13 protein-coding genes and 1 tRNA gene are annotated in these 15,512 nt (G+C 58.3%); all 14 read right to left on the reverse strand.

Annotated features, from left to right (window positions below; all coding sequences use genetic code 11):
• On the reverse strand, positions 1-107 hold a 107-nt coding region (locus tag ACT9T4_RS25955), incomplete at its 3' end, for a GTP-binding protein (protein WP_202966612.1).
• 31 nt (positions 108-138) lie between these two features.
• Positions 139-2,244, reverse strand: coding sequence for an elongation factor G (gene fusA / locus ACT9T4_RS25960; RefSeq protein ID WP_042553199.1), 2,106 nt, complete (start codon positions 2,242-2,244; stop codon positions 139-141).
• Between the two features lie 30 nt (positions 2,245-2,274).
• Positions 2,275-2,745, reverse strand: a complete 471-nt coding sequence (gene rpsG, locus ACT9T4_RS25965; protein WP_010490886.1) for a 30S ribosomal protein S7 — start codon at positions 2,743-2,745, stop codon at positions 2,275-2,277.
• Between the two features lie 117 nt (positions 2,746-2,862).
• Complete coding sequence (rpsL, locus tag ACT9T4_RS25970) at positions 2,863-3,234, reverse strand: 30S ribosomal protein S12 (RefSeq protein ID WP_003186084.1); 372 nt, start codon at positions 3,232-3,234, stop codon at positions 2,863-2,865.
• Between the two features lie 158 nt (positions 3,235-3,392).
• The gene (rpoC, locus tag ACT9T4_RS25975) at positions 3,393-7,592 is read right to left on the reverse strand and encodes a DNA-directed RNA polymerase subunit beta' (protein ID WP_042553198.1); all 4,200 of its coding nucleotides are present in this window, start codon (positions 7,590-7,592) and stop codon (positions 3,393-3,395) included.
• 61 nt (positions 7,593-7,653) lie between these two features.
• The gene (gene rpoB, locus ACT9T4_RS25980; RefSeq protein ID WP_042553197.1) at positions 7,654-11,727 is read right to left on the reverse strand and encodes a DNA-directed RNA polymerase subunit beta; all 4,074 of its coding nucleotides are present in this window, start codon (positions 11,725-11,727) and stop codon (positions 7,654-7,656) included.
• Positions 11,728-11,947: 220 nt separating this feature from the next.
• The gene (gene rplL / locus ACT9T4_RS25985) at positions 11,948-12,313 is read right to left on the reverse strand and encodes a 50S ribosomal protein L7/L12 (protein WP_042553196.1); all 366 of its coding nucleotides are present in this window, start codon (positions 12,311-12,313) and stop codon (positions 11,948-11,950) included.
• Positions 12,314-12,388: 75 nt separating this feature from the next.
• Complete coding sequence (gene rplJ, locus ACT9T4_RS25990; protein WP_042553195.1) at positions 12,389-12,889, reverse strand: 50S ribosomal protein L10; 501 nt, start codon at positions 12,887-12,889, stop codon at positions 12,389-12,391.
• Between the two features lie 212 nt (positions 12,890-13,101).
• Complete coding sequence (rplA, locus tag ACT9T4_RS25995; protein ID WP_042553194.1) at positions 13,102-13,797, reverse strand: 50S ribosomal protein L1; 696 nt, start codon at positions 13,795-13,797, stop codon at positions 13,102-13,104.
• The gene (gene rplK / locus ACT9T4_RS26000; protein WP_025167734.1) at positions 13,797-14,228 is read right to left on the reverse strand and encodes a 50S ribosomal protein L11; all 432 of its coding nucleotides are present in this window, start codon (positions 14,226-14,228) and stop codon (positions 13,797-13,799) included. Before rplK ends, rplA begins: the two co-directional genes overlap by 1 nt.
• Positions 14,229-14,344: 116 nt before the next feature.
• Positions 14,345-14,878: a transcription termination/antitermination protein NusG gene (gene nusG, locus ACT9T4_RS26005; protein ID WP_042553193.1), complete on the reverse strand. Its 534-nt coding sequence runs from the start codon at positions 14,876-14,878 to the stop codon at positions 14,345-14,347.
• Between the two features lie 13 nt (positions 14,879-14,891).
• Complete coding sequence (gene secE, locus ACT9T4_RS26010; RefSeq protein ID WP_042553192.1) at positions 14,892-15,260, reverse strand: preprotein translocase subunit SecE; 369 nt, start codon at positions 15,258-15,260, stop codon at positions 14,892-14,894.
• Between the two features lie 44 nt (positions 15,261-15,304).
• Positions 15,305-15,380, reverse strand: a tRNA-Trp gene (locus ACT9T4_RS26015).
• A gap of 51 nt (positions 15,381-15,431) precedes the next feature.
• The coding region (locus ACT9T4_RS26020) for an EF-Tu C-terminal domain-related protein (RefSeq protein WP_081811714.1) at positions 15,432-15,512 on the reverse strand (81 nt) is incomplete at its 5' end.

Here is a 15,512-nt window from a genome sequence, read left to right on the forward strand (position 1 = left end):
CAGACGCGGGTCAGAGCAGCGGTCAGAGTGGTTTTACCGTGGTCGACGTGGCCAATGGTGCCAACGTTGACGTGCGGTTTGTTACGTTCGAATTTTTCTTTAGCCACGACAATTAACTCCTAGCTTAAAGGGGCTGAATCAGCCTTGTTTTTTGGTTACAGACTCGACGATATGCGACGGAGCTGTGTTGTATTTCTTGAATTCCATGGAGTAGCTTGCGCGACCCTGAGACATGGAACGGACGTCGGTTGCGTAACCGAACATCTCACCCAGCGGAACTTCAGCACGGATCACCTTACCGGAGATCGTGTCTTCCATACCCAGGATCATGCCGCGACGGCGGTTGAGGTCGCCCATCACGTCACCCATGTAATCTTCAGGGGTAACAACTTCTACCGCCATGATCGGCTCGAGCAACTCACCACCGCCCTTCTGGGCCAGCTGCTTGGTCGCCATGGAAGCCGCCACCTTGAACGCCATCTCGTTGGAGTCGACGTCGTGGTAGGAACCATCGAACACGGTAGCCTTCAGGCCGATCAGCGGATAGCCGGCGACAACGCCGTTCTTCATCTGCTCTTCGATACCTTTCTGGATAGCCGGGATGTATTCCTTCGGAACCACACCACCCACAACCTCGTTCACGAATTGCAGACCTTCCTGACCTTCGTCAGCAGGAGCAAAACGGATCCAGCAATGGCCGAACTGGCCACGACCACCGGACTGACGCACGAACTTGCCTTCGATTTCGCAATTCTTCGTGATGCGCTCACGATAGGAAACCTGAGGCTTGCCGATGTTGGCTTCGACGTTGAACTCGCGGCGCATACGGTCGACCAGGATGTCCAGGTGCAACTCGCCCATGCCGGAGATGATCGTCTGACCAGTCTCTTCGTCGGTCTTGACGCGGAAAGATGGGTCTTCCTGAGCGAGCTTGCCCAGAGCGATACCCATTTTTTCCTGGTCGTCCTTGGTCTTGGGCTCTACGGCAACCGAAATAACCGGCTCCGGGAAGTCCATACGAACGAGGATGATTGGCTTGTCAGCGTTGCACAGAGTCTCACCAGTGGTGACGTCCTTCATGCCGATCAGAGCAGCGATGTCGCCAGCGCGCACTTCTTTGATCTCTTCGCGGGCGTTTGCGTGCATCTGCACCATACGACCCACACGCTCTTTCTTGCCCTTGACCGAGTTGATCACGCCGTCGCCGGAGGCCAACACGCCCGAGTAAACGCGGACGAAGGTCAGAGTACCCACGAATGGGTCGGTAGCGATCTTGAACGCCAGAGCCGAGAACGGCTCGCTGTCATCGGCGTGACGCTCCATTTCCTCTTCCTCGTTATCAGGGTTGGAGCCCTTGATAGCAGGAATGTCGGTAGGAGCCGGCAGGAAGTCGATGACGGCGTCGAGAACCAGGGGAACGCCCTTGTTCTTGAAGGAAGAACCGCAAACGGCCAGAACGATCTCACCAGCGATGGTGCGCTGACGCAGAGCGAGCTTGATTTCGTCGTTGGTGAGTTCTTCACCTTCGAGGTACTTGTTCATCAGCTCTTCGTTGGCTTCGGCCGCAGCCTCGACCATGTTGCCGCGCCATTTTTCGGCGTCTGCCAGCAACTCGGCAGGGATTTCCTTGCGAACAGGAACCATACCCTTGTCGGAATCGTTCCAGTACACAGCTTGCATGTTGATCAGGTCGATCTGGCCCTGGAAGTTGTCTTCCGAACCGATAGCCAGCTGGATCGGCACCGGAGTGTGACCCAGACGCTGCTTGATCTGACCGATGACACGCAGGAAGTCAGCACCGGCACGGTCCATCTTGTTTACGTAAACAAGACGCGGAACGCCGTACTTGTTGGCTTGGCGCCATACGGTTTCCGACTGAGGCTCAACGCCCGAGGTACCGCAGAACACAACGACCGCGCCGTCGAGTACGCGCAGGGAACGCTCAACTTCAATGGTGAAGTCTACGTGCCCCGGGGTGTCGATGACGTTGAAACGGTGCTCGTCCTTGTACTGCTTCTCGGAGCCTTTCCAGAAGGCGGTGATAGCAGCGGAAGTAATGGTAATACCACGCTCCTGCTCCTGCACCATCCAGTCCGTGGTCGCGGCGCCATCATGCACCTCGCCCATTTTGTGGCTTTTGCCGGTGTAAAAAAGGACGCGCTCGGTGGTAGTGGTTTTACCAGCATCCACGTGAGCCACGATACCGATGTTACGGTAGCGATTAATCGGTGTAGTACGAGCCATAAAGCCCTCGCAAATTGAGTGACGCTAAAATTAGAAGCGGTAGTGCGAGAAAGCCTTGTTGGCTTCAGCCATACGGTGCACGTCTTCACGCTTCTTAACTGCAGCACCTTTGCCTTCTGCAGCATCCAACAGTTCACCTGCCAAGCGCAGGGCCATGGATTTCTCGCCGCGCTTACGGGCGAAATCCACCAACCAGCGCATGGCCAGGGCGTTACGACGGGACGGACGAACTTCGACCGGAACCTGGTAAGTAGCACCGCCTACACGGCGCGACTTCACTTCGACCAGCGGAGCGATGGCGTCGAGAGCTTTCTCGAAGATTTCCAGGGGATCGCTGTTCTTACGCTCTTTAACCTTGTCCAGGGCGCCATAAACGATACGCTCGGCAACGGCTTTCTTGCCGCTTTCCATCACGTGGTTCATGAACTTGGCCAGGATTTGGCTTCCGTATTTTGGATCGTCAAGCACTTCGCGCTTGGCTGCTACACGACGTCTTGGCATTTGATAAGCCCTCAAACGGTCTTCAGGTTAGCCCGGAACTGTAACCATCTGGTTACGCCCGACCTTACTCTTATCGACTCAATAAAATTAGAAACTGCATTCAGTACCGACGGCCGATCACTTCGGACGCTTGGTACCGTACTTCGAACGACCCTGGTTACGGCCTTTGACACCCGAGGTGTCCAGCGAGCCGCGAACGGTGTGATAACGCACACCTGGCAAGTCTTTTACACGACCGCCACGGATCAGCACGACGCTGTGCTCTTGCAGGTTGTGGCCTTCACCACCGATGTACGAGGAAACCTCGAAACCGTTGGTCAGGCGAACACGGCAAACTTTACGCAGTGCCGAGTTAGGTTTTTTCGGCGTGGTGGTATACACGCGAGTGCATACGCCACGACGCTGGGGGCAGTTCTGCAGCGCAGGTACGTCGGATTTCTCGACGATACGCTTGCGCGGCTGACGCACCAGCTGGTTGATAGTTGCCATCTACTAGCTCCACTGTCCGTCTTTCGACGCTATTTATTTACACCATAAATAAATGGCAGGGCTTATGCCCTGCCATATTTAGGGGTGCATGAGTCTAAAGAGACTAGCCCCCCCAGTCAAGACACGAGCCCCAACCGCCAGGCGGCCGGGGCACGTTCTCAATTTTCGCTGGAGTTCAACGCTTCGGTCAGCGCTGCTTCCACTTCGCTCGCGCTCACACGCACAGGCTTGTCAGCCTCGCGACGACGTTTGCGCTCGCTGTGGTAAGCAAGGCCAGTACCAGCCGGGATCAGACGACCCACGACCACGTTTTCCTTCAGGCCACGCAGGAAGTCGCGCTTGCCAGTAACCGCTGCCTCGGTGAGAACGCGAGTGGTTTCCTGGAAGGATGCCGCCGAGATGAACGACTCGGTGGACAGCGACGCCTTGGTGATACCCAGCAGAACGCGAGTGTACTTGGCGATGAACTTGTCTTCTTCGGCCAGGCGCTCGTTCTCACCCAGAACCTGAGTGAGTTCCATCTGGTCGCCTTTGATGAAGGTGGAATCACCCGACTCGGCGATCTCGACCTTGCGCAGCATCTGGCGCAGGATGGTTTCGATGTGCTTGTCGTTGATCTTCACGCCTTGCAGACGGTAAACGTCCTGGATTTCGTTGACGATGTACTTGGCCAGCGCGCTCACACCCAGCAGACGCAGGATGTCGTGCGGATCGCTCGGACCGTCGGAGATGACTTCACCCTTGTTGACCTGCTCACCTTCGAACACGTTCAGGTGGCGCCATTTCGGGATCAGCTCTTCGTACGGATCGCTGCCATCGGTCGGCGTGATGACCAGACGGCGCTTGCCCTTGGTCTCCTTGCCGAACGCGATGGTGCCGCTGATTTCAGCCAGAATCGAGGCTTCTTTCGGACGACGCGCTTCGAACAGGTCGGCAACGCGCGGCAGACCACCGGTGATGTCACGGGTCTTCGACGTTTCCTGCGGGATACGGGCGATAACGTCACCGACCGCAACCTGCGCACCGTCGGCAACACCGACCAGGGCGTTGGCGGGCAGGAAGTACTGCGCCGGCACGTCAGTACCTGGCAGCATCAGATCCTTGCCACTTGCATCGACCAGTTTAACGGCCGGACGGATGTCCTTGCCGGCAGCCGGACGGTCCTTGGCATCGAGCACTTCGATGTTGGTCAGACCGGTCAGTTCGTCGGTCTGACGCTTGATGGTGATACCTTCCTCCATACCCACGAAGGTGACGGTACCTTTCATCTCGGTAACGATCGGGTGGGTGTGCGGGTCCCACTTGGCGACGATGGCGCCAGCGTCGACCTTGTCACCTTCCTTGACGGAGATGACCGCACCGTAAGGCAGCTTGTAGCGCTCGCGCTCACGACCGAACTCGTCGGCGATAGCCAGCTCACCGGAACGCGATACCGCGATCAGGTTGCCGTCCAGACGCTCGACGTGCTTCAGGTTGTGCAGACGAACCGCACCGCCGTTCTTCACCTGGACGCTGTCGGCAGCCGAGGTCCGGCTTGCCGCACCACCGATGTGGAACGTACGCATGGTCAGCTGGGTACCCGGCTCACCGATCGACTGTGCAGCGATGACGCCGACGGCTTCACCGATGTTGATCTGATGACCACGAGCCAGGTCACGACCGTAGCACTTGGCGCAGATGCCGTAGCGGGTTTCACAGCTGATCGGCGAACGCACGACCACTTCGTCGATGCTGTTCAGCTCGATGAACTCGACCCACTGCTCGTCGACCAAGGTACCGGCCGGAACGATGACTTCTTCGGTGCCAGGCTTGAACACGTCACGGGCAATGACACGACCCAGAACGCGCTCACCGAGCGGCTCGACCACGTCGCCGCCTTCGATGTGCGGAGTCATGTACAGACCCTGCTCGGTGCCGCAATCGATCTCGGTCACTACCAGATCCTGTGCTACGTCGACGAGACGACGAGTCAGGTAACCGGAGTTCGCGGTCTTCAGTGCGGTATCCGCCAGACCTTTACGTGCACCGTGAGTGGAGATGAAGTACTGCAGTACCGACAGACCTTCACGGAAGTTCGCGGTGATCGGCGTCTCGATGATCGAGCCGTCCGGCTTGGCCATCAGACCACGCATACCAGCCAGCTGACGGATCTGCGCGGCGGAACCACGAGCACCGGAGTCGGCCATCATGTACATGGAGTTGAAGGACTCCTGATCGACTTCGTTGCCGTCGCGGTCGATGACCTTCTCTTTCGAGAGGTTCGACATCATCGCCTTGGAAACTTCATCGTTGGCCTTCGACCAGAGGTCGATCACCTTGTTGTACTTCTCGCCCTGGGTTACCAGGCCGGAGGCGTACTGCGATTCGATTTCCTTCACTTCCTCGGTAGCGGCGTCGATGATGCGCGCCTTCTCGTCCGGAATGACGAAGTCGTTCACGCCGATCGACACACCAGAAATGGTCGAATAGGCGAAACCGGTGTACATCAGCTGGTCAGCGAAGATCACGGTGTCCTTCAGACCAACGGTGCGGTAGCACTGGTTGATCAGACGGGAGATCGCCTTCTTCTTCATCGACTGGTTGACCACGTCGTACGACAGGCCAGCAGGCACAACCTGGAACAGCAGCGCACGGCCGACAGTGGTGTCGACGATACGGGTGTTCTTGGTGATGGTGCCGTCACGGTCTTTGATGACTTCATTGATACGCACTTTCACACGGGCGTGCAGGGACGCTTCGCCGGCGCGGAATACGCGGTCGACTTCCTGCAGGTCGGCGAACACGCGACCTTCGCCTTTGGCGTTGATGGCCTCACGGGTCATGTAGTACAGACCCAGTACAACGTCCTGGGACGGAACGATGATCGGCTCACCGTTGGCGGGCGAAAGGATGTTGTTGGTCGACATCATCAGCGCGCGCGCTTCGAGCTGGGCTTCCAGCGTCAGCGGCACGTGAACGGCCATCTGGTCACCGTCGAAGTCGGCGTTGTACGCGGCGCAGACCAGCGGGTGCAGCTGGATGGCCTTACCTTCGATCAGTACCGGCTCGAACGCCTGGATGCCCAGACGATGGAGAGTCGGTGCACGGTTGAGCAGTACGGGGTGTTCGCGAATCACTTCGGCGAGAACGTCCCACACCTCTGGCAGCTCGCGCTCGACCATCTTCTTGGCGGCCTTGATGGTGGTCGCCAGACCACGCATTTCCAGCTTGCCGAAAATGAACGGCTTGAACAGCTCGAGGGCCATCTTCTTCGGCAGACCGCACTGGTGCAGACGCAGTGCCGGGCCAACGGTAATTACCGAACGGCCGGAGTAGTCGACGCGCTTGCCGAGCAAGTTCTGACGGAAACGACCCTGCTTACCCTTGATCATGTCAGCCAGGGATTTCAGAGGACGCTTGTTCGAGCCCGTGATGGCGCGACCGCGACGACCGTTGTCGAGCAGTGCGTCGACAGCTTCCTGCAGCATGCGCTTTTCGTTGCGCACGATGATGTCGGGAGCCGAGAGGTCGAGCAGACGCTTCAGACGGTTGTTACGGTTGATGACACGGCGATACAGATCGTTCAGGTCGGAGGTGGCGAAACGGCCACCATCCAGAGGAACGAGCGGACGCAGGTCTGGCGGCAGAACCGGCAGAACGGTCAGCACCATCCACTCTGGCAGGTTGCCGGAACCCTGGAAGGCTTCCATCAACTTCAGACGCTTGGACAGCTTCTTGATCTTGGTTTCCGAGTTGGTCTGCGGAATTTCTTCGCGCAGGCGGCCGATCTCGTGCTCCAGGTCGATAGCGTGCAGCAGCTCGCGAACGGCCTCTGCGCCCATACGGGCGTCGAAGTCGTCACCGAACTCTTCCAGCGCTTCGAAGTACTGCTCGTCATTGAGCAGCTGACCCTTCTCGAGGGTGGTCATGCCCGGATCGATAACGACGTAGCTCTCGAAATAGAGAACGCGCTCGATATCACGCAGGGTCATGTCCATCAGCAGGCCGATACGGCTCGGCAGGGACTTCAGGAACCAGATGTGGGCAACTGGAGATGCCAGCTCGATGTGCGCCATGCGCTCACGACGAACCTTGGCCAGAGCGACTTCAACACCGCACTTCTCGCAGATCACACCACGATGCTTGAGGCGCTTGTACTTACCGCACAGGCACTCGTAATCCTTTACCGGGCCAAAGATCTTGGCGCAGAACAGGCCGTCACGCTCAGGCTTGAACGTACGGTAGTTGATGGTTTCCGGCTTTTTAACTTCACCGAACGACCACGAACGGATCATCTCAGGCGAAGCAAGGCCGATGCGAATGGCATCGAACTCTTCGACTTGACCCTGGTTTTTCAGCAAATTCAGTAGGTCTTTCAAGGCCTTTCCTCCTGGCGGAGCAGGCAGCGGGCATATTGCCCCGCTGCCGATTCACGTCGTGTTATTCGGTTTCCAGATCGATATCGATACCGAGCGAACGGATCTCTTTGATCAACACGTTGAAGGACTCGGGCATGCCCGGCTCCATGCGGTGATCGCCATCCACGATGTTCTTGTACATCTTGGTACGGCCGTTCACGTCGTCCGACTTGACGGTCAACATTTCCTGCAGGGTGTAGGCGGCGCCGTAAGCTTCCAGAGCCCAGACCTCCATCTCCCCGAAGCGCTGACCACCGAACTGCGCCTTACCACCCAGCGGCTGCTGAGTAACCAGGCTGTAGGAACCGGTAGAACGAGCGTGCATCTTGTCGTCCACCAGGTGGTTCAGTTTCAGCATGTACATGTAACCGACCGTGGTCGGGCGCTCGAACTGGTTGCCGGTACGGCCGTCGATCAGGCGCATCTGGCCGCTTTCCGGCAGATCTGCCAGCTTCAGCATGGCCTTGATTTCGCTTTCCTTGGCACCGTCGAACACCGGGGTAGCCATCGGCACGCCTTTGCGCAGGTTGTTGGCCAGGGCCAGCACTTCCTGATCGCTCAGCTCGTCGAGGTTCTCCTGACGCCCACCGATCTCGTTGTAGATCTCGTTGAGGAACTTGCGCAGATCAGCGATCTTGCGCTGCTCTTCGAGCATCAGGTTGATCTTCTCGCCCAGGCCCTTGGCCGCGAGGCCGAGGTGAGTTTCGAGGATCTGACCGACGTTCATACGAGACGGTACGCCGAGCGGGTTGAGGACGATGTCGACCGGCGTGCCATGCACGTCATGCGGCATGTCTTCGACCGGCATGATCACCGAGACCACACCCTTGTTACCGTGACGACCCGCCATCTTGTCACCCGGCTGGATGCGACGGCGGATGGCCAGGTAGACCTTGACGATCTTCAGTACGCCCGGAGCCAGGTCATCGCCCTGCTGCAGCTTGCGCTTCTTGTCTTCGAACTTGTCGTCGAGCAGCTGACGGCGGTCGGAGATGTAGGCCTGAGCCTTTTCCAACTGCTCGTTCAGTGCGTCTTCAGCCATGCGCAGCTTGAACCACTGGCCACGCTCCAGACCGTCGAGCACTTCGTCAGTGATCGCAGCACCTTTCTTCAGGCCGGCGCCGCCTTCGGCGACCTTGCCAACCAGAGCGGCACGCAGACGCTCGAAGGTCGCGCCTTCGACGATGCGGAACTCTTCGTTCAGGTCCTTGCGGATCTCGTCCAGCTGGCTCTTCTCGATCGACAGCGCACGCGCATCGCGCTCGACGCCGTCACGGGTGAAGACCTGTACGTCGATGACAGTACCTTTGGTACCGGTCGGCACGCGCAGGGAGGTGTCCTTAACGTCGCTGGCCTTCTCGCCGAAGATCGCGCGCAGCAGCTTCTCTTCCGGCGTCAGCTGGGTTTCGCCCTTCGGCGTGACCTTGCCGACCAGAATGTCGCCAGGGCCGACTTCAGCGCCCACGTAGACGATACCGGCTTCGTCGAGCTTGTTCAGTGCAGCTTCACCCACGTTCGGGATGTCCGCAGAGATTTCCTCTGGGCCGAGCTTGGTGTCACGTGCCACACAGGTCAGTTCCTGGATGTGGATCGTGGTGAAGCGGTCTTCCTGAACCACGCGCTCGGAGAGCAGGATGGAGTCTTCGAAGTTGTAACCGTTCCAGGGCATGAACGCGACGCGCATGTTCTGACCCAGTGCCAGCTCACCCATGTCGGTGGACGGGCCGTCGGCCATGATGTCGCCACGCGCGACCACATCACCTTTCTGCACCAGCGGACGCTGGTTGATGCAGGTGTTCTGGTTGGAGCGGGTGTATTTGGTCAGGTTGTAGATGTCCACACCGGCTTCACCGGTTTCGACTTCATCGTTGGCAACGCGGACCACGATACGGCTGGCATCGACGGAGTCGATCACACCACCGCGACGCGCCACGACGCAGACGCCGGAGTCACGGGCGACGTTGCGCTCCATGCCGGTACCGACCAGCGGCTTGTCCGAACGCAGGGTCGGAACAGCCTGACGCTGCATGTTCGAGCCCATGAGTGCACGGTTGGCATCGTCGTGCTCGAGGAACGGGATCAGCGAGGCAGCGACGGAAACGACCTGCTTCGGCGATACGTCCATCAGCGTGACGTCTTCCGGCGCCTTCACGGTGAACTCGTTGAGGTGACGCACGGCCACCAGCTCGTCGATCAGCTGACCCTTGTCGTTCAGGGTCGCGGATGCCTGGGCGATAACGTGATCGGCCTCTTCGATGGCAGACAGGAACACGATCTCGTCGGTGACCTTGCCTTCCTGCACGACGCGGTACGGGCTTTCCAGGAAGCCGTACTGGTTGGTGCGGGCATAGGCTGCCAGGGAGTTGATCAGACCGATGTTCGGGCCTTCCGGCGTTTCGATCGGGCACACACGGCCGTAGTGGGTCGGGTGTACGTCACGGACTTCGAAGCCTGCGCGCTCACGGGTCAGACCGCCCGGGCCGAGTGCGGAAACACGGCGCTTGTGGGTGATCTCGGAGAGCGGGTTGTTCTGGTCCATGAACTGCGACAGCTGGCTGGAACCGAAGAACTCCTTCACCGCAGCCGCGACCGGCTTGGCGTTGATCAGATCCTGCGGCATCAGGCCTTCGCTTTCGGCCATCGACAGACGTTCCTTGACCGCACGCTCGACGCGCACCAGGCCAACGCGGAACTGGTTCTCGGCCATCTCGCCGACGCAACGTACACGGCGGTTACCCAGGTGGTCGATGTCATCGACGATACCTTTGCCGTTACGGATGTCGACCAGCGTCTTGAGAACTTCGACGATGTCTTCGCGGCTCAACACACCCGAACCTTCGATCTCGGTACGACCGATACGACGGTTGAACTTCATGCGGCCTACGGCGGACAGGTCGTAACGCTCGGCACTGAAGAACAGGTTGTTGAACAACGTCTCGGCAGCATCCTTGGTAGGTGGCTCGCCAGGACGCATCATGCGGTAGATTTCGACCAGCGCTTCGAGCTGATTGGTGGTGCTGTCGATCTTCAGCGTGTCGCTGATAAACGGACCACAGTCGATGTCGTTGGTGTACAGCGTCTCGATGCGGACGACCTGAGCCTTGGCGATCTTGGCCAGCAGCTCGACCGACAGCTCGGTGTTGCACTCGCTGAGAATTTCACCGGTAGCCGGGTGCACGATCGCCTTGGCGGTGGTGCGGCCGATCAGGTAGTCGAACGGTACGTCCAGTTCCTTGATGCCAGCCTTGTCCAACTGATTGATGTGGCGAGCGGTAATACGACGGCCCTGCTCGACGATCACCTTGCCGTTGCCGTCCAGGATGTCCTGGCTGGCGATCTCGCCGCGCAGGCGCTGCGGTACGAGCTCCAGGCTCAGGCCTTCGCCTTTCACGTGGAAAACGTTGGTGGTGTAGAAGGCATCGAGCACTTCTTCAGTGCTGTAGCCCAGCGCGCGCAGCAGTACCGAGGCCGGCAGTTTGCGGCGACGGTCGATACGTACGAATACGGCGTCCTTCGGATCGAACTCGAAGTCCAACCACGAACCGCGGTAAGGGATGATGCGCGCGGAGTACAGCAGCTTGCCCGAGCTGTGAGTCTTGCCACGGTCGTGGTCGAAGAACACACCTGGGGAACGGTGCAGCTGGGAAACGATCACTCGCTCGGTACCGTTGATGACGAAGGTACCGTTCTCGGTCATGAGCGGAATTTCGCCCATGTACACTTCCTGCTCCTTGATGTCCTTGATCGCTTTGTTCGACGATTCTTTGTCGAAAATGATCAGGCGCACTTTCACGCGCAGCGGGACGGCGAAGGTCACGCCACGCAGCACGCACTCCTTGACGTCGAACGCCGGCTCGCCCAGGCGATAACCGACGTATTCCAGAGCAGCGTTGCCGGAGTAGCTGATGATCGGGAATACAGATTTGAAGGCCGCATGCAGGCCGATGTCGCGGAACTGTTCCTTGCTCGCGCCTTGCTGCAGGAATTCGCGGTACGAATCCAGCTGGATGGCCAGGAGGTAAGGCACATCCATGACATCCGGCAACTTGCTAAAGTCCTTGCGGATACGTTTTTTCTCAGTGTATGAGTAAGCCATCAGCGTTCCCCAGCTTGGTCACCTGCTTATTTGGCTTCTCCGACGGGAGCAGCCAGAAACTCGTGCAAACCCTAGGTTTGCTCCACCTCGTTGGTGGGTCTTTCACGTTCCAAGCCTGGGCCAGTGAACAGCCGAGTCAGAACGGAAAAAGGCCGGTGGCAAGAGCCACCAGCCGTCAGCCTTATGCGAGTCGCGCGGGCTGTAGACGCAAGGTCGTCGCTTACTTGAGCTCGACTTTGGCGCCTGCTTCTTCCAGAGCTTTCTTGGCAGCTTCGGCTTCGTCTTTCGACACGCCTTCTTTGACCACGCCAGGAGCGCCGTCAACAACTGCTTTAGCTTCTTTCAGACCCAGGCCGGTCAGTTCGCGAACGGCCTTGATGACGTTCACTTTCTTCTCGCCGGCTTCGGTCAGGATGACGTTGAACTCGGTTTGCTCTTCGACAACAGCGGCAGCAGCAGCTGGGCCAGCGGCAGCAACAGCGGCGGTAACGCCGAAGGTGTCTTCCATTGCCTTGATCAGTTCAACAACTTCCAGAACGGTTTTCTGGCCAATTGCTTCGATGATTTGTTCGTTAGTCAGAGACATGACTTAAATCCTGTATGTGAATGGCAGCCTACGCGGCCATCAAAATAAATGACGTAGAAAAGAAACCACGATGCCTTAGGCAGCGGTGGCTTCTTTTTGGTCGCGAATGGCCGCCAGAGTACGAGCCAGCTTGCTGGTAGCGCCTTGAATCACGCTCATCAGTTTCGCGATAGCTTCGTCGCGAGTTGGCAGGGAAGCCAACACGTCGATCTCGTTTGCTGCGAGGAACTTGCCCTCGAACGCAGCTGCCTTGATCTCGAACTTGTCCTGACCCTTGGCGAACTCTTTGAAAATACGAGCAGCAGCGCCCGGATGTTCCTTGGAGAATGCAATCAGGGTCGGGCCTTTGAACACGTCGTTGAGAACCGAATACTCGGTGCCTTCAACGGCGCGCTTGAGCAGGGTGTTACGTACAACACGTACGTATACGCCAGCTTCGCGGGCCTCTTTACGGAGTCCGGTCATAGCGCTTACTGTCACACCACGGGCATCAGCCACGACAGCGGACAGAGCTACTTGGGCAGCCTCGTTGACTTCAGCGACGATGGCCTTCTTGTCTTCGAGCTTAATTGCCACGGGTTTACTCCTGGATGTTACCGTTTCGCCCGACCTGAGCCGGACGGCGTTTTGGTGTCTGATTCGGTAAGAATCGGGAGCACCATCTGCGTAGGGTTGAAGATTGCTCTTCGGGTTTGAGACTTGCGTCCCCTACGGTCTTGGATAGCCCCCGCCAGGCAGGGACCCCAATTTATCGCTGCAGACGCACCAGGTGCGCCTGCAGTCATTCATTAAGCGTCCAGCGAACCTTGGTCGATCAGCAGACCTGGGCCCATGGTGGTGCTCAGCGTCACGCGCTTGACGTAGATGCCTTTCGAGGTCGAAGGCTTCAGGCGCTTCAGATCAGACAGCAGCGCTTCCACGTTCTGCTTCAGCTTGTCGGCGTCGAAGCCAACCTTGCCGACGGAACTGTGGATGATGCCGTTCTTGTCGGTACGGAAACGTACTTGACCAGCTTTGGCGTTCTTGACCGCAGTAGCGACGTCCGGAGTCACGGTACCGACTTTCGGGTTTGGCATCAGACCGCGCGGGCCGAGAACCTGACCCAGCTGGCCGACGACGCGCATGGCGTCCGGAGAAGCGATGACCACGTCATAGTTCAGATCGCCGCCTTTCATTTCGGCAGCCAGATCGTCCATACCTACGCGGTCAGCACCGGCAGCCAGAGCGGCTTCAGCGCCCGGGCCCTGGGTGAAGACGGCAACGCGAACGGTCTTGCCAGTGCCGTTTGGCAGCACGGTAGCGCCACGAACGACCTGGTCGGATTTACGCGGGTCAACGCCGAGGTTGATAGCGATATCAACGGACTCGGAGAATTTGACAGCGGAGATTTCAGCCAGCAACGCAGCAGCGTCGGTGAAGCTGTAGGCTTTGCCCGGCTCGATCTTGGCCGCGATAGCCTTTTGGCGCTTGGTCAGCTTAGCCATTACACACCCTCCACGTTGAGGCCCATGCTACGAGCGGAACCGGCGATGGTACGCACGGCCGCATCCATATCAGCTGCAGTCAGATCGGCCTGTTTGGTCTTGGCGATCTCTTCGAGCTGGGCACGGGTAACGGTGCCGACCTTGACGGTGTTCGGACGAGCCGAACCGCTGGTCAGACCGGCTGCTTTCTTCAGCAGCACGGAGGCCGGGGTGCTCTTGGTTTCGAAGGTGAAGCTACGGTCGCTGTATACAGTGATGATCACTGGAGTCGGCAGACCAGGTTCCATGCCCTGAGTCTTGGCGTTGAACGCCTTGCAGAATTCCATGATGTTCACGCCGTGCTGACCCAGAGCTGGGCCGACGGGTGGCGACGGGTTGGCCTGAGCGGCCTTTACTTGCAGCTTGATATAAGCCGTGATTTTCTTAGCCATTAGCTACTCCAGTTACGGGTTCTAGCGCCTTGCGGCTCCCCGACTATTGCCTGTTTATCCCAGTGACAACAAAACCCCGCAGCCTATGACTGCGGGGTAAGGGATGCGGTTGTCAGTTACGACTTCTCGACCTGACTGAACTCCAGCTCGACCGGGGTAGAGCGACCGAAAATGGTCACCGCTACCTGGATGCGGCTCTTCTCGTAATTCACTTCTTCGACTACGCCACTGAAATCAGCGAACGGACCATCGGTGACACGAACCATCTCGCCCGGCTCGAACAGCGTCTTGGGCTTGGGCTTGTCACCGCTATCGGCAACGCGACGCAGAATGGCGTCAGCCTCTTTCTCGGTAATCGGTGCAGGCTTGTCGGCAGTACCGCCGATGAAGCCCATCACACGCGGCGTATCCTTGATCAAGTGCCAAGTCGCCTCGTTCATTTCCATCTGGACCAACACATAGCCCGGAAAGAACTTTCGCTCGCTCTTGCGCTTCTGGCCATTACGCATTTCCACCACTTCTTCGGTGGGGACCAGAATTTCGCCGAAATCATCTTCCATTCCGGCGAATTTTACGCGCTCGATGAGCGAACGCATTACATGCTTCTCGTAACCCGAGTAAGCATGCACAACGTACCAACGCTTAGCCACGGGACACCCTATCTCAACTTACGATAAACGACACAAGCCAACCCAGGAGCGAATCGAGCCCCCACAACATCAGAGCCATGACGAGCACGACCAAGACGACGATCAGCGTGGTTTGCGTGGTTTCCTGACGAGTAGGCCAGACAACCTTGCGAATCTCGACGCGAGCTTCTTTCACCAGACCAAAGAAGGCCTGACCCTTTGCCGTCTGCAATGCAATGGCAGCGGCAACCACCGCGAGCACCAGCAACACGACGACACGGTACAGAATCGGCTCACCAGAGAAGTACTGATTACCGACCACCCCAGCAACAACGAGCAGGGCCGCCGCAATCCACTTGAGCAGATCGAAGCGAGAGTCTTTGGCTTCAGACTTAGCATTCATGAACTAGAATCCTGTGGGAAGACACGCCAAAATCACTATGAAAATGGCGGGCCAGGAGGGAATCGAACCCCCAACCTGCGGTTTTGGAGACCGCCGCTCTGCCAATTGAGCTACTGACCCTGAAAAATCAGGCCGACCATTATGCCGGCCCGAGGGGGACAGATCAATCGATTATTCGACGATCTTGGCAACCACGCCAGCACCAACGGTACGACCACCTTCGCGAATTGCGAAGCGCAGGCCGTCTTCCAT

It is taken from the genome of Pseudomonas sp. SZ40, from assembly GCF_052958135.1.

Excerpts from the sequence above, each read along its gene's own strand:
- fusA (WP_042553199.1), bottom strand. The coding sequence starts at position 2,244 with ATGGCTCGTACTACACCGATTAATCGCTACCGTAACATCGGTATCGTG.
- rplL (WP_042553196.1), bottom strand. The coding sequence starts at position 12,313 with ATGTCTCTGACTAACGAACAAATCATCGAAGCAATTGGCCAGAAAACC.
- rpsL (WP_003186084.1), bottom strand. The coding sequence starts at position 3,234 with ATGGCAACTATCAACCAGCTGGTGCGTCAGCCGCGCAAGCGTATCGTC.
- secE (WP_042553192.1), bottom strand. The coding sequence starts at position 15,260 with ATGAATGCTAAGTCTGAAGCCAAAGACTCTCGCTTCGATCTGCTCAAG.
- rplK (WP_025167734.1), bottom strand. The coding sequence starts at position 14,228 with ATGGCTAAGAAAATCACGGCTTATATCAAGCTGCAAGTAAAGGCCGCT.
- rpsG (WP_010490886.1), bottom strand. The coding sequence starts at position 2,745 with ATGCCAAGACGTCGTGTAGCAGCCAAGCGCGAAGTGCTTGACGATCCA.
- rpoB (WP_042553197.1), bottom strand. The coding sequence starts at position 11,727 with ATGGCTTACTCATACACTGAGAAAAAACGTATCCGCAAGGACTTTAGC.
- rplA (WP_042553194.1), bottom strand. The coding sequence starts at position 13,797 with ATGGCTAAGCTGACCAAGCGCCAAAAGGCTATCGCGGCCAAGATCGAG.